The sequence below is a fragment of the Clostridium sp. LIBA-8841 genome (genome assembly GCF_057782475.1).
In genome coordinates, this window is the sequence record NZ_CM173488.1 from 3,616,955 (window position 1) to 3,635,647 (window position 18,693).

Consider the following 18,693-nt stretch of genomic DNA (forward strand, 5'->3'; position numbering starts at 1 on the left):
ACTGATATTTTTGCATTTTTTTTAAAATTTATGTTTTTTTGCATCTTAATAAACCATAAATTTCTAAAAACACTTATTTTTCACTTGTTTTAGCATCTTCCCATAGTTTATCCATCTCTTCTAAAGTCATATCCTTTAGGTTTTTATTATTCTTTATTGCCTCATTCTCGATGTAAGAGAATCTGTTTATAAACTTTTTAATAGTCTTATCTAAAGCTAATTCTCCATCAACTTCTAAGAATCTAGCTACGTTTATACAAGCAAAAAGTAAGTCACCTACTTCACCTTCTATTATTGACTTATCTTCACAATTATAAACATCTTTTATTTCATTTAATTCTTCTTTTACTTTATCCATAGCACAATTTATATCATCCCAGTCAAACCCAACCTTTTTAGCTTTCTTTTGAACCTTATAAGCTCTTGTTGTTGCTGGAAGAGATTTTGCTATGTTTTTCATTTCCTCTGTTAAAGTTTCAATTCCTTTTTCTTTTTTCTTTATTTCATCCCAATTAGCTAAAACTTCCTCTGAGTTTTCAGCTTCTCCATTTGAAAATACGTGAGGATGTCTATTTATCATCTTTCCTGAAATAGCACCTATTACGTCCATAATGTCAAAATATCCATCTTCTTTACCTATGGAAGCATGGAAAATAACCTGCAATAAGACATCTCCAAGTTCTTCTATTAAAGCATCATCATCTTCATTTTCAATTGCATCTATTACTTCATAGCACTCTTCAATAAGAGCACTCTTTAAACTTTCATGAGTTTGTTCCCTATCCCAAGGACATCCTCCTGGATTTCTTAGAGTTTCTATAATATCTAATAAATCTTGAAAATCCTTTTTATTCTCTAAATCTTTAGGTATATAAATTGAAGTTAAATAATCTATATCTTCTTGCCAATCTAACTCATATAAAGGTATTTTCCTTATACTTTCTAATCCTTCAATACCAGCTGCCCTTACAAAGATTATTTCAGTATCATCTTTGTATCCTTCTAAAAGTCTTAATTTAACTTCTGAAGCTATAAAATTATTATAAACCTGAGTTATTATAGTTCCAACACGCTTATCTAATATTTGATTCTTCATATCAAAAGCATCAACTATTTTTACACCTTCTATTGGATCTACTTGTAAGGCTTCCATCATAGCATCTACAAAACTAACTGCTGGTAATACTTCATATTGAATATCATTTTCCTTACATAAATTAATTAGATTTATTACAGACTTTTCAGCTACTAAAGGATGTCCTGGCACTGCATATATTAAATCTTCATCATCCTTAATCTTAGCTATTAAATCCTCTGCAATGTATCTATAAACATCATCAAAGCTATCATATTTTTCATATGCATGATCATATGATTCAAACTTAATTCCCTCTTCTTTTAAAAAATCTACTGTAGGATGTTTTTCTGTCCTAAAATATATATTCTTATTGTTTTTTAGTTCTTTCAAAGCACCTATTGTTAAAGCTTCATAGGCACCTGGTCCTAAACCCATTATCTTAAGCATTCCATACTCTCCTTCGCAATTTATAAAACTTAACTTCTTAGTCGTCCCTTTATTTCATCTACATTAAAAATTTTAAGCACTACCAATGATATCATATATATAATAATACCCATAAATATGGCTATTAAGCAAGCTATACTGTTACTTCCGCTATATTTCAAAGCCTGTGAATATAAATATAAAACTGTACCAATCATTAAAATTGATGCAAATATAGGTTTTACTAATACATTTTTTATATTAGGAGAATATTTAAATTTCTTGGACATGTATATTAAATTCAATACTAATACCACAGAATAAGATATTATTGTTGCTATTACAGCACCATAAATATTTAAAGATTTTATAGGTATTAAACTCATTGTTAAGATTACTTTTAAAATACATCCTATTAACAAATGAACTACTGGTCTATAATAATATCCCATACCTTGTAATATTGATGTTGTTATCTGAGTTCCAACTAAAAATGGAACACTTATTGATAAATACTTCAATATCATAAAGCCTTCTGATTTCCCTGGAAATAAAAGGTTCATTATAGGTTCAGCCATGAAAAATAATCCTAAAAAACATGGGATAGCAACTATCATACATAATTTCATTGTAGTATCTATTTTTTCTTTAACCTGAACTTTATTTTTAAGAACATATAATTCAGAAATTATAGGTATTATAGACGCTGCTAATGCAGTTGCTAAAGTCATTGGAACATTAGTAAACACAGTAGCTTTACCTGTTAACTGAGCATATAAAACAGTAGCCTCCTGCCCTGTAAATCCAGCCTGTAAAAGCTTTTGCGGAACTAAAACAGAATCTATAACTCCCATAATGCTTCCTACAGCAGCCCCTATAGATATAGGAAGTGCTATATTTATTATCTCCATAAATATTTTATGGCTACCTTTTATTTTTCCTAAATTAAAACTCTTCTTTATTTTTCTATACTTAGGTATTAAATATAATGCAGCTACAAAAGCTCCAGCTACAGCCCCAAAGGATGCTCCTCCTGCTGAGTACTCAATCCCTTTATCAATTAATATATAAGCTAGTCCAACACCAACTATCACTCTTCCAATTTGTTCTAAAATCTGAGATATTGCCGTTGGCGTCATATTCTGAAACCCTTGAAAAAAGCCTCTAATAGGTGTTATCAATCCTATTAATGTAGGAGCTAAACAGATACCTAAAATAGAATAATAAGCCTTATCATCCCATTTTAAAAATGGTAAAAGAAACTTTCCGCCTATGGCTAAAAATATGCTTGTCCCTATACCTAACAAAACCATTACTTTTAAAGCTTCTTTTATTACTTGAAAACTTTCCTCATATTTTCCTAAAGCATTTTTTTCCGATACCAACTTAGATACTGCTATAGGAATTCCTGCTGCAATAGCTACAAAAAGCATATATAAAGGATACGTCATCTGATAATAACCTAATCCTTCATCTCCTATAAGCATTATTAATGGCCATCTAAAAAACAAGCCAAGAAATTTGGCTAATATACCAGCACAAGCAAGCACAAGACTACCTTTTATAAGGGATTGTTTCTTCATAAAATACCTCCAAATTTTAAATAACTACTTTACCTTAAGATACTAGATTTATTTATGCTTAATTAAAAATTCCGCTAAACTTCTAGATATTACTTTAAAATTCAGAGGGAGCATTACTCTCTCTGAATTAAGTCTCATTTTATATTATTGTAAATTCAGAGGTATTATTACTATTTGAAATACAAATATTAAATTATGATAACTGGTTTGTTTATTGTTCCATTTGTTTTCCTAAAAAGGCTGCTGCTGTTTCTGCTAGCTTTTGTTCAACTTCTCCTAAAGTTTTTCCTTCTTTAGAAAGAATAACTACAGCCCCAATTGTATCTCCTTCTGCTAATATTGGTGCTATAACTTGACTGCTGTACTTACTTTCATCATCATCTCCATGCATTGGTATGATGTTTTTGTTATTAACACCTAGTATTACTGATTTTCTCTTATCCATTATATCTTCTAACTCATCACTTATTTTTCTTTCCATAAATTCTTTCTTGGATGTTCCACTTACAGATATAAATGCATCGTTATCTGATATGAGAATTATATGACCTGTAGATTGTTGTAAGGCTTCTGCATATTCCTTTGAAAAGTCTGTTAACTCTCCTATTGGTGAATATTTTTTAAGTATTACTCCACCTTCTCTATCAGTAAAAATCTCTAAAGGATCTCCTTCTCTTATTCTTAAAGTTCTTCTTATTTCTTTAGGTATTACAACTCTACCTAAATCATCAATACGTCTTACTATTCCAGTGGCTTTCATTTATATGTACCTCCCTTATATAAATACTAATCACTAATCTTTGTCTACAATAATAGTATTTAATTTATTTGAAATTTTATACACATTGATTATATTTATGTTATCTTTTAATTTAATAACCAATTAAAGAAAACTTTTATGAAAACTCTATAAAAAAAAGACTTATGGATTAACTTCCATAAGTCTTTCTTTTTTTTAAATTATTTGCTTAAATTTAAGCCTTCTTTTAATTTGTCATCATAAGTTTTAACATTTAAATCTTTTTTCCATTGATCTAAATCTTTTTGATAAGCTTCTTTTTTCTTTTGGTTTTCTAAAGCTGTTGTTATTTGATCTTTAGCTTGATCTAATGTTAATTGTGTTTCTTTATCAGTAACATTGTTAACTTGAATTATATGATATCCAAATGAACTCTTAACAGGTTTTGAAATTTCACCATCTTTTAATGGTTTTAATCCTTCCATAAATGCAGGATCAAAATTTGAATTATTGTAATCTACTCTTCCTAAATTTTCTGCTATTGGCTCTTTCTTAGGATCTGTGTTTTTCTCATATTTATTAAATAAATCATCAAAAGTTGTTGCTCCTGATTGTATTTCATCATATGCTTTTTGAGCTTCTTCCTCAGTTGGGAATAATAAGTGTTTTGCATCAGCACCAGCTTGAACTACAAACTGTTGTTTATTTTCATCATAATATTTTTGTATATCTTCGTTAGTTACTTTTACATCTTTAGTAGCATAATCTACTGTTGCTTCGGCTATAACTTGATCTTTTAAGAATGCTTTAAAAGTATCTTCTGTATATCCTTCTGCCTCTAAAGCTTTATTAAAGTTATCTCCCATACTAGTCTTTATCTTATCGAATTGTTCATTAACTTTTTTATTAATTTCATCTTCTGATGGTGTTATTCCTAATTTGCCCGCTTCAATAACTAAAACTTTATCAGTTACTAAACCATTTAACACACTTTGTCTTTGTTGTAAAATTTGTTGTGCAACTTGAGGATCTTCCATGTATTTATCCCCATATTGAGTTTGTAACTGAGTAAACATTCCTTTTAAGTGTGAATCAACCTCTCCTAAAGTTATCTTCTCTCCATTAACTGTAGCTACAGTAGTCTTATCAATAGCTGCTTGAGTTTTTTCTACCATGTTACATCCAACAGCTGTGAACATTAAAACTCCAACTAACGCAGATGCTACTAATTTTTTTACACTTACCATTTTAATACCTCGCCTTTCTCCGATTATAATTTACATAATATTCTAGTCAGATTCCATTTTAGTATATCAATGTTACAATAATATTTCAATTTATAAATTATTAATTATTTAACACCAATATATCGTCTAACATTTCTTTGAAAGTAGCTAATATATCCTCTTTTTTCTTATCTTTTCCTCTATATAAGAATGTTGGTTTATCACCGAACTCAATTAATATATCATCTCTATAGTTTTCTAAAAGCATCTTAAATATCTTCTTATTTGTTCTTTCTCTACTTTCAAAGATAAATATTATGTCATCATTTTTCTCTTTTATTTCTTCAATATTTAAAAGCTTAGCTTTACTCTTTATATAAGCTATATCCATAAGGTTATAAACCATATTTGGTATATTAGAGAATCTATCCTCTAACTCTTCTTTCACATATGCATAATCCTCTTCATTTTCTATAGCTGCAATCTTCTTGTATACTTCAATCTTTTGAATCTCATCTTTTATATAACTTGAAGGAATAAACGCATCGACCTTTAAATCTACAATAGTCTCAACAGGTTCTCTTTCTATTTCACCTTTTATAATTTTTATTGTATCCTCTAACATTCTACAATATAAATCATATCCTATAGATGCCATATGTCCATGTTGAGCTGAGCCCATCATATTTCCAGCACCTCTTATTTCAAGGTCTCTCATAGCTATTTTGAAGCCTGAACCAAGCTCTGTAAAATCCTTTAGTGCTTTAAGTCTTTTCTCTGCTACTTCAGTTAAAACTTTGTCCCTCTGGTATAAGAAATATGCATAAGCAACCTTATTACTTCTACCAACTCTTCCTCTTAACTGATAAAGCTGAGAAAGTCCCATTTTATCTGCATTATTTACAATCATGGTATTAACATTTGGAATATCTATTCCTGTTTCTATTATGGAAGTACATACTAATACGTCATATTTTCTTTCCATAAAATCTATCATTTCAGTTTCTAATTGTCTCTCTGTCATTTGACCATGTATAACTGTGGCTTTGCATTCTGGGACAAGTTCCTGTATATAACTAGCCACTTCTTGAATACTTTCAACTCTGTTATGAACAAAGTACACTTGACCCTCTCTATTTATTTCTCTTAAAATAGCATCTCTTATAAGTTGATCATTTTGTTCTACAACATATGTTTGTATAGGATATCTATTTTCTGGCGGAGTCTCTATTACAGATATATCTCTTACTCCAGTAAGTGACATGTGAAGAGTTCTTGGAATAGGCGTTGCACTTAAAGTAAGAACATCAACATTCTTTTTGAAACTCTTTATCTTTTCCTTTTGTGCCACTCCAAATCTCTGTTCTTCATCAACAATAAGAAGACCTAAATCCTTAAATTGAATATCCTTAGAAACAAGTCTATGCGTTCCTATCAGTATATCTACATTTCCTTCTTTTAAAGCTTTCAATGTTTCTGTTTGTTGCTTCTTAGTTCTAAATCTACTTATCATGTCTATAGTTATAGGGAACCCTGCAAATCTCTTCTTCATATTTTTATAATGCTGTTCTGCAAGTATTGTTGTAGGAACTAGGAATGCTACTTGTTTTCCATCCATTACAGCCTTAAAGGCAGCTCTTACAGCAACCTCTGTTTTACCATAACCAACATCTCCGCAAAGCAATCTATCCATAACTTTAGTTGCTTCCATATCTTCTTTTATATCTTCAAGAGCTGTTAATTGATCTGGTGTTTCTTCATAAGGGAATTCATCCTCAAATTGTTTTTGCCATTGAGTATCCTTAGAGAATCTATATCCTTTTACTGTTGATCTCTCAGCATATAATTTAACTAAGTCTCCAGCAATATCATTTATAGATTTTCTTACTTTAGCCTTAGCTTTTTGCCACTCATTGCCTCCAAGCTTACTTATCTTAGGTGAAGCACTATCTGAGCCAATATATTTTTGTACTAAATCTAATTGTTCAACAGGTACATAAAGCTTATCCCCTTTTGAATATTCAATATCTAAATAATCTCTCTTATGTCCTTGAACTTCTATTTGTTTTATCCCTTTATAAACACCTATACCGCTATTCACATGAACTACATAATCTCCAGGTTTTAATTCTGCAAAACTTTTAATTTTTGAAACACCTTTTGATTTTTTCTTCTTTGTCTTTTTAGCTCTTTTAGCATCTCCAAAGATACTTTTATCTGATATTAAACAAGTTTTCATATCAGGATATTCAAATCCTTTATTTTGATTTCCAAAGGTTATAACAACCTCTCCACCTTTTATTTCCTTAACATCATCCTTATAAACACTTTCTATTTCTAACTCTCTTAAGGTATCAACTAACCTTTCACCTCTTGGTCTTGTTCCTGAAAGTATTAATGTCTTAAATCCATTTTTCTTTTTTTCTCTTATGTCATCTATAAGCATATCAAGTTGTCCCTGATATCCACTCATAGTACTTTGCTTTAATTCAACCTTATTGAAGGACTCTATAAATCCTCCACCTCCACCAAATGGCACTAAGTTTATTAAGTTATTGCCCTTAAATAACTCTTGTACTTCTTCAGCACTTAAACTTAAATTTATTTGAGAAGGAAGGATATTTCCTCTTTCTAAAAAGGCTTCATAGTTTTCATTAAATTCAAAAATAGTGCTTTCTAACTTTCCCTTACATCTTTTGGCATCATCAATTATAAAAGTATAATTCTTTAAATAATCAAATAATGTGGCTGGTTTATCAAAGAAAAACGGAAGATAACTGTCTATGGTTTCAAAGCTCCAGTTTTCCTGTAAAGACTCTATATTTCTGTCTATTATCTTTCTTAATCTATACCTTATCTCTTTATCTGAAACCTTATCCTCAAAGTCTGAAAGCTCTTTTCTCATTTTATCTATAGCATAATCTATAGTTTCTTTATTTAATATTATTTCCTTAGCAGGGAATATTTCAGCCTTCTTAACTTTTTCTATACTTCTTTGAGACTCTACATTAAATGTTCTAATAGAATCAACTTCATCTCCAAAAAGCTCTATTCTAAAAGGATTAACTGAATTAGGAGGAAATACATCTAATATTCCTCCTCTTAATGAAAATTCACCCTTACCTTCAACAGTTTCTAATCTTTCATATCCTGATTCAACAAGCTTATTCGCAAGTTCTTTTAAATCAACTTCATCTCCAACTTTAACCTTTAATATGTGACTTTTATAAAGTTCCTTAGGTGTGTAAGTCGCTGCAAAAGCATCTATGGAAGTAACTATTATCTTTTTATTACTTCTTAACATCTCTTTTATAACTTTTAACCTTGCCCATCTTACATCTCCAGAAATAGCATCTATATTGTAAAATACAATTTCTCTTGAAGGTAAGTAATATACATTCGGTAGATAAAATGATAAATCTTCATATATATTTCTAGCTTCAATATCATTATGTGTAACAACAACTATAGGCTTATCTGACTCCTCATACACCCCATTTATAAAATAAGACTTACCTGAATCTGATAACCCATTCACCATTACTGGATAACTCCCGCTTTCCATAAAAGATTTAACCTTTTGAAAAGCATCACTATTTAATAAAGGAGTCATTAACCCCTGTAACCTCAATCTAAACACCGCCATTCTAAAATAAATTAATCTATCTTAACTCCATTAAACTTATTCATTGATTCCTTAGCATCATTTTTAACAATTTCAACAATTGCATCACTTACTACTGGAATAACTTTTTCTACATGTTCTCTATCTTCTTTTGAAAATTTTCCCAAAACATGATTTACTAAATTATCTTTAGGTTGTCCTACCCCAACTTTAACTCTTGGGAATTCATCTCCACCAAGGTTTTGTATTATGCTCTTGATTCCATTATGACCTCCAGCACTACCTTTTTCTCTTATTCTTAATTTTCCAATATCTAAACTTATGTCATCATAAACTACTATGATTTCATCATTTTCTAATTTATAAAAATTAGCAAGTTCTCTTATACTTTCTCCACTTAAGTTCATATATGTTAAAGGTTTTAATAAAATAACCTTATTATTTTCTATAAAACCTTCTCCACAAAGACCTTTAAATTTTTCCCTATTTACATCAATATTATACTTATTTGCCATATAATCAATTACATCAAATCCGATATTATGTCTAGTTTGTTCGTATTGTTTTCCTGGGTTGCCTAATCCAACTATTAAAATCATATTGTCCTCCATTATAATTATATAATTACGTTTCTAAATTATTTTAATTAAATCATTCTTTAATTATACTTTTACTATTAGTATAAAACAATAAAAAACCCTTCACCAAATTACGTGAAGGGTTATATTTCTTTTTTATAATTATTTTAAAGTTACAGAAATATCTTTTACAGATTCTCCTCTAATAACTTTAATCTTAACTATATCTCCTACAGAATGTTTTTTTAGTAAATCAGCTAAACTTTCTATATTTTTAACCTTTTTACCATCTACTTCAACTATTATATCCGTAGGCTTTATTCCTGCATTAAATGCATTGCTACCTTTATCAACATCTTCTACATAAATTCCATAAACATTATGTTTTTCATCTGCAACAGTAGTCCCTGTAACACCTAATGTTGTTCCAGTAGTAACACTACCTTCTCTTATTATAGAGTCAGCTATTCTTAAAGCATCATTTATTTCTAAGGCATAATATACTCCTGGTTTTGAAAACTTATTGGTAAAATATAAACTATTTATTCCAACAACTTTTCCATTGTAGTCACATAATATACCACTATTATTAGCTTCATTTATTAGTGAACTAGTCTCTATAACATCGACTACCTTTGAATCTGAATGATCTTCTTCACCTATAGTTACCTTCTTAATCGGTGCACTTACTATTCCATTAGCTACAAAACCTAACGGCTCTTCACATATTATATTTCCTAATGTTGCGACTCTTTCTCCTGTTTCTAAAACTTCAAGTTCAGAGGTTGATATACTCTTTAATCCATTGGATTCTACCTTTAATACTGCTATGTCAGTATCTTTATCGAATCCAACCAGTACTGCTTGGAAAGGACTTATATCATTACTTGATATTTTTACATATATCTCTGGAAAATCCTTTATAGCACTATAGCTAGTAATTATGTATCCATCAGTTCTAATAACAATTCCAGATATATTTTTATCATTATTTTCACCTATAGATAAATTCTTCTTATTATCTCCAACAGTAACAATACCACTTGCAGATTTATTAACTAAATTAGTTATGTCATATCTCCCATCTTTTATCTCATTTAAAAGATTAGTATTTTGACTCTCTATAGTTAAATCCTTAGTATAGTGCTTAAAAGCTATAAAGCTTGTAACTATAACTAACATAATAAAACTTGCTAACCTTAAAAAGCTTTTTATCCAGAATCTTTTCTTATCTTTTTTAATCACTATATTGTCATAGTTTTTTTCACTTAATTCATGGAGATCCTTCCCATTTTTAGAGTGCTTAAAAAACTTCCCCATAAAGACCTCCTATGCAATATTTTATTTAACCTTAGTCAACGTAAAATTAAATCTAACACCTTTTATATTTTCATTCTTATCTTTAACATTTTCAGCCCAAATATCTTCCTCTAGTTGCAGTATTATATTTCTAACAATGGATAATCCTAGCCCTGTACTAGTTTTATTACTTCTTGCCTTATCAACTTTGTAGAATCTATCCCAAATATGAGTTAAGTCATATTCGTCTATTCCCTTACTAGTGTTAAATATACTAACAACAATCTTACTTCCCTTTGTTTTAGTTGATATTTTTACTTCACCATTTTCATCACAATATTTTATAGCATTATCAACCAAATTAGTAATAACTTGTATTAACCTATCATTATCGCCATAAACATATACTCTTTCACTTTCTAAAAGAACTTCAATTTTTATGTTTTTACTTGCAGCTTTTTGATTCATTTTTAATACAGTTGTTTCTATTATTCTGTTTAATTCTAACTCACCTATGTTAAATTCTAATTTTCCTGCTTGCATAGCAGATAGATCTAACAAATCATTTATTAGTCTAGTTAATCTACTTATCTCATCATTTACTATTACAAGATAGTATTCTTCCTTATCCTTAGGAATAACTCCATCTAATATGGCCGTTATAAATCCTTTAATAGAAGTCATAGGTGATCTCAATTCATGAGATACATTAGAAATAAACTCTCTTCTATTGAGCTCTGCTTCCTCAATAGATGTGGCCATTATATTAAATGACTCAGCTAATTCACCAACTTCATCATCATAAGAAACATTAACTCTATTTCCTATTTCTCCACTGGCAATTTTCTTAGCAGCGTTATTTATAACATTTAAAGGTTTGATTATAATCTTTTTTGATATAAAGTATATTGCTAATCCAGAAAATATTATAGCTATGGCTACACACATCCAGACGATTTGATTCATTCTAACTAAAGAAGCAGAAAGAGTACTTAAAGGAGTAACTATAGAAACCGCTCCCGTAAAATATCCTTTATAGAAGATAGGTTTAGAATATATATATTCCTTTTTATTCTTCTGTTCTATTACTTGATTTTCTCTTAATGTTTTCATGTCTTCGTCATCTATTTTAGTACGTTTTAAATAATCATACTGCTCATTAGAAACTGAATATATGTATCCATAACTATCAATTACATAAACATCTACTTTTAATGAATCAGCTATAAATGATATAGACTTATTTAATTCATCTAAAGTAATTTTACTGTCCATGTATGAATTAACAACTTGCTCTATAACGTCTGCTTCTCCAGATAGACTATTTAATCTTTCTTGATAATATTCTTCTCTAAACAAGCTGGAAAGTATAATACCTACTATAAAGAAAGTAATACATATTGTTATGCTTAGTGTTAAGATTAACTTTGGTACTAAGCCACGATATTTCATTATTTCACCTCAAATTTGTATCCAACTCCCCAAACAGTTTCAAGCTGCCAGTCTTCTCCACCATTTAATTTTTCTCTTAATCTCTTTATGTGAACATCAACAGTTCTTGAGTCACCTGGGTAATCATATCCCCAAACTTCACATAATAATTGATCTCTTGTGAAAACTTTATTCTTATTACTTGCAAGGTAATGTAAAAGCTCGAATTCTTTAGGTGGAGTCTTAACTTCTTCTCCATTGTATATAACTTTGTATGAGTTAGCATCTATAGTTAAACCTGGGAAGTTTAATACCACATTATCAGGTTCTTCTCCTGAATATCTTCTCATAACAGCTTTTACTCTAGCTAATAATTCTTTTGGTTCAAAAGGTTTAACAACATAATCGTCTGCACCAATTTCTAAAGCTAATACCTTATCAAAAGTTTCTCCTTTAGCAGTTAACATAATTACTGGAACGTTACTATCTTTTCTTATCCATTTTAATACTTCCATTCCATCAATTCCAGGTAACATCATATCTAGTACAACTAGATTAGGACTAAAGTTAACAAACTCTTCCTTAGCAGCTTTTCCATCATGTGCTACTCTAACGTTATATCCTGTAGTCTCTAAATACATTTTTATAACTTCGCATATATTTTCATCATCATCTACAATTAAAATCTTTCCTAATAGACCTTCCATAAAATTCACCTCTTAAAATCCTTTCTGTAACTTTTTTACATTTGTCCTTATTTCATGTGCTTTTATACTTTTGCTTTTATACTTTAATAATATGAAATTTTTACCGTTTAACATATTATTAATGTATATAAATAAAGTGTAAAACATTTATTCATTTTTATCAATTTATAATTAACAAAATTATTTTTTTTTTACATTTTAATCAAATTTAAACGTTTTTGTTTAAAAAAAAGTTTCATTTTCTTAGTGATTTTACAAAAAAAGAGCGATTAAGACGCTCTTTTTTTAATCTTGGAATAATCCACTTAATGGTTCATCATCATAAATTCTATTTATAGCATCTGCCATAATAGGTGCAACTGATAATGATTTGAACTTATTTAAACCTTCTGCTTCTGGAAGAGCTATAGTATTTAACATAACTAACTCCTCAATAGCACTGTTATTTATTCTTTCGAATGCTGGTCCTGATAATACTCCGTGAGTACAACAAGCATATACATTTTTTGCTCCTAAATCTTTAAGAGCATTAGCTGCATTAGTTATTGTTCCTGCAGTATCTATCATATCATCTATTAAGATACAAACCTTATCTTTAATATCTCCTATTATATTCATTATCTCAGATACATTTGCTTTTGGTCTTCTTTTATCTATTATAGCTATTGGAGCATTAAGTTTATCTGCAAACTTTCTCGCTCTTGTTACTGAACCTAAATCTGGTGAAACAACAACTACATCGTCTCTATCAGCTAATCCTTTATCAACGAAATATCTTGATAATATTGGTGATCCTAATAAGTGATCTACTGGTATATCAAAATAACCTTGAATTTGTGGTGCATGTAAATCCATAGTAAGAACTCTATCTGCACCTGCTGCTGTTAATAGGTCAGCTACTAGCTTAGCTGTTATTGGATCTCTTGACTTAGCTTTTCTATCTTGTCTAGCATATCCATAATAAGGTATAACCGCATTTATTCTTCCTGCTGATGCTCTTTTAAATGCATCTATCATTATTAATAACTCCATTAAGTTATTATTTACAGGACTACAAGTTGATTGAACTATAAATACATCACAACCTCTAACAGTCTCTTTTATATTTACTGATATTTCTCCATCACTGAAAGTACCTACCTCTGCTTTACCTAGTGGGATATTTAGCGCCTCTGCAATCTCACTAGCTAACTCTGGATGCGAGTTACCTGTAAATATTTTAATGTTTTTTGAATGATTTTCCATTTAGTGAAGACCTCCTTAAAATTAAACCTAGCCTTTGGCATTTGTATATTTAATGCTTATTTAAGCTTTTTTCTTTCAACCCAGCCCTCTATGTTCTTTTGTTTAGCTCTTGCTATAGCCAAACTTCCTTCTGGAACCTCTTTAGTTATTGTTGATCCTGCAGCTATATAAGTATTATCTTTTACTTCTACAGGTGAAACTAAGTTAGTGTTACATCCTATAAATGAATCATCTCCTATGATTGTTTTATATTTTTTCTTACCATCATAGTTAACAACCACTGTACCACATCCGAAGTTACATCTTTCTCCAACTTCAGCATCTCCAATATAAGTTAAGTGTGATACCTTTGTATTATTACCAATTGTTGATTTTTTAATTTCAACAAAATCACCAATTCTAACATGGTCTCCAATATTACTTTCTGGTCTAACGTAAGCAAATGGTCCTACAGTTGTTTCCTCACCTATTTTACTATCTAAAATAACTGAACTTTGAATTTCAACACCATTTCCTATTATGCTATTATTAATTCTTGAGTTAGGATATAAAACACAATCTTCTCCTATAACTGTTTTTCCTTCTAACACGTTACCTGGATAGATTATAGTATCTTGACCAATAACTACATCTGGCTCTATATATGTGTTTAGAGGGTCTATTATAGTAACTCCATTATCTAAATGAGTTCTATTTATTCTGTTTCTCATTATACTCTCAACTTTAGCAAGTTCAGCTCTTGAATTAACACCTAAAGTCTCTTCAAAATCTGTAATCATAGCTCCAACTTTTTTACTCTCTTTCTTTAATATTTCTATAACATCTGTTAAGTAATATTCTCCTTGAGCATTATCATTTGAAAGTTGTTCTAAAGAAGTTAGTAAGCTTTCTATATCAAAGCAATACATTCCTGCATTTACTTCTTGTATCTTTATTTCTTCCTCATTGCAATCTTTATGTTCTACAATTTTCTCAACTGATTCACCATTTCTAACTATTCTTCCATAACCAGTTGGGTTTTCAATTACTGATGTTAATAAAGTAGCTGAATTTTTTTCATTAATATGTGTGTCAACTAAATTTTTAACAGTTTCTGGCTTTATTAAAGGAGCATCTCCTGTAAATATAGCTACTACTCCAGTTTTTCCTGCTAAAAAATCTTTAGCACATATTACTGCATGACCAGTTCCTAACTGCTCTGCTTGTAAAGAATAACTTACATTTTTTGATGAAGTTCTTTCTTTAACTAATTCTGCACCTTTTCCAATTATTACATTAACATCTTCTATCTCAGCTCTTCTCATAGCATCGATAACATGATTAACCATTTCTTTTCCACAAGCTTTATGTAGAACCTTTGGTAACTTAGATTTTATTCTAGTCCCTTGACCTGCTGCTAATATTATAGCACATTTGTTCATAAAAACACCTCTTTGTGATACTCATTTTATTATATAAGCTATACTATTTAAAATTAATCTCTTCTTTTGTTGTGAAATCTTCAAATTTCTCATTTTCAATTATATTTTAATAAATTACTTATTTCAATAATAAGTTATTAATGATATTAACATGAAATTCATTATGTTTTAGACAAAAAAATAAAAGGAAGGCATCTTCCTTTTATTAAAATTACTCTTGAACATCTAAATTTTTAACTTTCTCATACTCATCAAGAATAGCTTTTTGAATTTGCTCCCTAGTTTCTGTATTTATAGGATGAGCTATATCCTTAAACTCTCCATCTGGTGTTTTTCTGCTAGGCATAGCTATGAAAAGACCATTTTGTCCTTCTATAACTTTGATATCATGTACAACAAATTGATTCTCAAAAGTTACTGAAACTATAGCTTTCATCTTACCTTCTGCAGATATTTTTCTAATTCTTACATCTGTAATATTCATCATGGTACACCTCCAGTTGTTGTTACTATGTATATTCTATACAAAATATAGAAATCCTTCTTTTTTTAATATTTTTTGTAAATTATTCTTTAACACATAGTAACTTTAATCCTTAAACAGAAGGTACCATTTTTACTCCATCTTCATTTATTTCAACAATATCAATTAATGATACATAATCCTTAGTTATTTTATTAGTTGATAGTTTGTTATCTATTAGAACTCCAATTCCCATAAGTTCAGAATCAAACTCTTTTAATAAATCAACTAATCCCTTAGCAGTTCCGCCACCTCTCATGAAATCATCTATGAATATACATTTACTTCCCTGCTTTAATGATTTTCTAGATAAGCACATTTGCTGTATTTTTCCTGAAGTTCCTGAAACATAATTTATAGAAACTGTTGATCCCTCTGTAACCTTACTATCTCTTCTAGCTGTTATAAGTTGTACTCCTAAGCATTTAGCTACTTCATATGCTAGTGGAACTCCTTTTGTTTCAACTGTTATTACATAATCTATATCCATTTCTTGGAAATAAGATGCTAAAATAACAGAAGCTTTATTTATTATGCTAGGATCAAACATTATGTCTGTAACATATAAGAAATTTCCTGGAACAACTCTATTACTTTCACTTGCAATTTCGCATAATTCTTCTAAAAACTTTTTCTTTTCTTCTTCTCCCATTTCTGGAATATATCTTATTCCACCAGCTGCACCAGCTATTGTTTCAACTTTTCCCATTGAAAATTTAGCTAATATTTCTCTAACAATAACTATATCTTCACTTATTGTTGATTTAGCAGCATTTAAAAGTTCTGAGAATTTATTTAATCCTATTATCTTATTAGGATTTTCTATAAGAACCTTTGTTATAATCGATACTCTACTATTTCTACTTAGTTTCTCCATATTAATCACCTGACCTATATAAATTTCCAGTATATATTTTCCACTTATAATTCATATTTTATTCTTTATAAAACACATATATTTTTATAAATATTTCCCTTTTTATTCTGCATGTAAAATAATTATAGCAAACTTTATTAAGGCTGTTAACCAATTATATATTACACATTGCGAATTTTAATATTTTTTTCTTAATAATTATTAAGATGTCTTAATAATTATATAAAGATTAATAAATTCCTTTTGGTACAAAAGGCAATAAATTTTCATAAAATATTTTTAAAAATGCTTTTAAAAAGAATTTTTTTGTGTGCTTTTCTAAAAAAGTGTATATAATTATTAGTGTATATAAGTAAAGGAGTTGATATCTTGGCTTTCGATTTATTAAAAGATATTGATAAAAAAGTTCATTTCATAGGAATTGGTGGAGTTAGTATGAGTGGTTTAGCTGCCGTACTACTTAATGCTGGTTACAAAGTTTCAGGATCTGATTCAAAGGAATCAGAAATTACTAATAGATTAATAGAAGAAGGTGCCAAAATATACATAGGTCACAGTAAAGATAACTTACAAGATGTTGATGTAGTTGTATATACCGCTGCAATACCTAGCGATAATCCTGAAATAGTTAAAGCTAAAGAAGATAATCTTATCCTAATGGATAGAGCTGAATTTTTAGGACAAATTATGAAGGGTCATAAATTTAATGTTGCTGTAGCAGGAACTCATGGAAAAACAACAACTACTTCTATGATTTCACATGTTGCACTTAGCGCAGATTTAGATCCTACAATATTAGTTGGTGGAGATTTAGATATAATCCATGGAAATTTCAGAGTTGGAAATAGTGAATATTTCATAACTGAAGCTTGTGAATATAAGCAAAGTTTCTTAAGATTTTTCCCTTACGTGGGAATAATACTAAATATAGATGCCGACCATCTTGATTTCTATAAGGATATAAATCACATAAAGGATACATTTAAGCAATTTGTTAACTTAATTCCTAATGATGGATATATTATAGGAAATGCTGATGATAAAAAGGTTCTTGAAGTTCTTGATGGAGCTAAATGTAATGTATTAACTTATGGAATCAATGCTGGAGATATACAAGCTAAAAATATAGAGTTTAACGAAAAAGGTTGTGCTACTTTTGATGTATTTAAAGGTGAAGAAAAACTTCTTTCTCTTTCTTTAAATGTACCTGGTATGCATAATGTATCAAACTCATTATCAGCTGTATGTTTATCAGAAATATTCAAGATTCCTGCCGAATCAGTAATATCAGGGCTTTCATCTTTTGGAGGAGCTCATAAGAGATTCGAATATAAAGGTAAAAAGAATGATATAACTGTTATTGATGACTACGCTCATCACCCAGTTGAAATAAAGGCTACATTAAGTACAGCAAAGAAAATGTCTCACAATAAAACAATCTGTGTATTCCAACCACACACTTATACAAGAACAAAAACTCTTTTCGATGATTTCGTTAAGTGTTTTGATGACTGTGATGAACTTATTTTAATGGATATATATGCAGCTAGAGAAAAAGATTTAGGTGAAATAAATTCAGACCAATTAGGAGATGCCATAAGAGCTCATGGAGTTAAATGTATTAATGTACATTCTCATGAGGAAGCATTAGAATATGTAAAGGCTAACTCATCAAAAGGTGACCTACTTTTAACAGTAGGAGCAGGTGATGTAGTTAAAGTTGGTGAACTTTTTTTAAAGTAAATTTTTAAAAAGACTATTTTATTTAAAAAAAGGCTATTTTATTAAAAAAATAGTCTTTTTTTGTTTGCATTATGATAAAAATAATGTTATCATTTACATGTAGTATTTTTCTTTTCTTGTGCAGTTTGATGAAAGCGATAACATACTTAATTAAAATTTAATTTTTCTACTAAGGAAAATATTGTTTAATTA

General features: G+C 29.3%; 14 protein-coding genes. 1 reads left to right on the forward strand and 13 read right to left on the reverse strand.

Annotated features, from left to right (window positions below):
* Positions 1-73 precede the first annotated feature (73 nt).
* The 13 genes from yabN to purR all read right to left on the reverse strand — a co-directional run bounded on the left by yabN (position 74) and on the right by purR (position 16,758).
* A complete protein-coding gene (gene yabN / locus AC2A4K_RS16195) occupies positions 74-1,525 on the reverse strand; it encodes a bifunctional methyltransferase/pyrophosphohydrolase YabN (RefSeq protein ID WP_322504728.1) in 1,452 nt (483 codons plus the stop codon).
* Positions 1,526-1,554: 29 nt separating this feature from the next.
* Positions 1,555-3,087, reverse strand: a complete 1,533-nt coding sequence (locus AC2A4K_RS16200) for a putative polysaccharide biosynthesis protein (RefSeq protein WP_322504729.1) — start codon at positions 3,085-3,087, stop codon at positions 1,555-1,557.
* A 211-nt stretch (positions 3,088-3,298) separates the two neighbouring features.
* The gene (gene spoVT, locus AC2A4K_RS16205; protein ID WP_322504730.1) at positions 3,299-3,847 is read right to left on the reverse strand and encodes a stage V sporulation protein T; all 549 of its coding nucleotides are present in this window, start codon (positions 3,845-3,847) and stop codon (positions 3,299-3,301) included.
* Between the two features lie 200 nt (positions 3,848-4,047).
* Positions 4,048-5,073: a peptidylprolyl isomerase gene (locus tag AC2A4K_RS16210; RefSeq protein WP_322504731.1), complete on the reverse strand. Its 1,026-nt coding sequence runs from the start codon at positions 5,071-5,073 to the stop codon at positions 4,048-4,050.
* Between the two features lie 100 nt (positions 5,074-5,173).
* Complete coding sequence (mfd, locus tag AC2A4K_RS16215) at positions 5,174-8,683, reverse strand: transcription-repair coupling factor (RefSeq protein WP_322504732.1); 3,510 nt, start codon at positions 8,681-8,683, stop codon at positions 5,174-5,176.
* Between the two features lie 26 nt (positions 8,684-8,709).
* On the reverse strand, positions 8,710-9,276 hold the full coding sequence (pth, locus tag AC2A4K_RS16220) for an aminoacyl-tRNA hydrolase (RefSeq protein ID WP_322504733.1): 567 nt from the start codon (positions 9,274-9,276) through the stop codon (positions 8,710-8,712).
* A gap of 141 nt (positions 9,277-9,417) precedes the next feature.
* Entirely contained in the window at positions 9,418-10,575 is a 1,158-nt protein-coding gene (locus AC2A4K_RS16225; protein ID WP_322504734.1) for a S1C family serine protease, read from the reverse strand.
* 21 nt (positions 10,576-10,596) lie between these two features.
* Positions 10,597-12,006, reverse strand: a complete 1,410-nt coding sequence (locus AC2A4K_RS16230) for a sensor histidine kinase (RefSeq protein ID WP_322504735.1) — start codon at positions 12,004-12,006, stop codon at positions 10,597-10,599.
* Positions 12,006-12,692 (reverse strand): response regulator transcription factor, encoded by a 687-nt coding sequence (locus AC2A4K_RS16235; RefSeq protein WP_300348576.1) that lies wholly within the window; start codon positions 12,690-12,692, stop codon positions 12,006-12,008. The genes AC2A4K_RS16230 and AC2A4K_RS16235 overlap by 1 nt, the downstream gene beginning before the upstream one ends.
* A 285-nt stretch (positions 12,693-12,977) precedes the next feature.
* Positions 12,978-13,937, reverse strand: coding sequence for a ribose-phosphate diphosphokinase (locus AC2A4K_RS16240; RefSeq protein WP_322504736.1), 960 nt, complete (start codon positions 13,935-13,937; stop codon positions 12,978-12,980).
* Positions 13,938-13,993: 56 nt separating this feature from the next.
* Positions 13,994-15,358 carry a bifunctional UDP-N-acetylglucosamine diphosphorylase/glucosamine-1-phosphate N-acetyltransferase GlmU gene (gene glmU / locus AC2A4K_RS16245; RefSeq protein ID WP_322504737.1) on the reverse strand — a complete coding sequence of 455 codons (1,365 nt, stop codon included), beginning with the start codon at positions 15,356-15,358 and terminating at the stop codon, positions 13,994-13,996.
* Positions 15,359-15,569: 211 nt separating this feature from the next.
* Positions 15,570-15,842 (reverse strand): septation regulator SpoVG, encoded by a 273-nt coding sequence (spoVG, locus tag AC2A4K_RS16250; RefSeq protein ID WP_003450704.1) that lies wholly within the window; start codon positions 15,840-15,842, stop codon positions 15,570-15,572.
* A gap of 112 nt (positions 15,843-15,954) precedes the next feature.
* Positions 15,955-16,758: a pur operon repressor gene (purR, locus tag AC2A4K_RS16255; protein ID WP_322504738.1), complete on the reverse strand. Its 804-nt coding sequence runs from the start codon at positions 16,756-16,758 to the stop codon at positions 15,955-15,957.
* A 369-nt stretch (positions 16,759-17,127) separates the two neighbouring features.
* Between purR and murC the strand changes: the two genes are divergently transcribed.
* A complete protein-coding gene (murC, locus tag AC2A4K_RS16260; RefSeq protein WP_322504739.1) occupies positions 17,128-18,501 on the forward strand; it encodes a UDP-N-acetylmuramate--L-alanine ligase in 1,374 nt (457 codons plus the stop codon).
* Positions 18,502-18,693 lie beyond the last annotated feature (192 nt).

Coding starts and splice junctions, on each gene's coding strand:
- AC2A4K_RS16210 (WP_322504731.1), bottom strand. CDS start 5,073: ATGGTAAGTGTAAAAAAATTAGTAGCATCTGCGTTAGTTGGAGTTTTA.
- AC2A4K_RS16235 (WP_300348576.1), bottom strand. CDS start 12,692: ATGGAAGGTCTATTAGGAAAGATTTTAATTGTAGATGATGATGAAAAT.
- yabN (WP_322504728.1), bottom strand. CDS start 1,525: ATGCTTAAGATAATGGGTTTAGGACCAGGTGCCTATGAAGCTTTAACA.
- glmU (WP_322504737.1), bottom strand. CDS start 15,358: ATGAACAAATGTGCTATAATATTAGCAGCAGGTCAAGGGACTAGAATA.
- pth (WP_322504733.1), bottom strand. CDS start 9,276: ATGATTTTAATAGTTGGATTAGGCAACCCAGGAAAACAATACGAACAA.
- AC2A4K_RS16200 (WP_322504729.1), bottom strand. CDS start 3,087: ATGAAGAAACAATCCCTTATAAAAGGTAGTCTTGTGCTTGCTTGTGCT.
- AC2A4K_RS16230 (WP_322504735.1), bottom strand. CDS start 12,006: ATGAAATATCGTGGCTTAGTACCAAAGTTAATCTTAACACTAAGCATA.
- spoVT (WP_322504730.1), bottom strand. CDS start 3,847: ATGAAAGCCACTGGAATAGTAAGACGTATTGATGATTTAGGTAGAGTT.
- AC2A4K_RS16240 (WP_322504736.1), bottom strand. CDS start 13,937: ATGGAAAATCATTCAAAAAACATTAAAATATTTACAGGTAACTCGCAT.
- spoVG (WP_003450704.1), bottom strand. CDS start 15,842: ATGAATATTACAGATGTAAGAATTAGAAAAATATCTGCAGAAGGTAAG.
- purR (WP_322504738.1), bottom strand. CDS start 16,758: ATGGAGAAACTAAGTAGAAATAGTAGAGTATCGATTATAACAAAGGTT.
- AC2A4K_RS16225 (WP_322504734.1), bottom strand. CDS start 10,575: ATGGGGAAGTTTTTTAAGCACTCTAAAAATGGGAAGGATCTCCATGAA.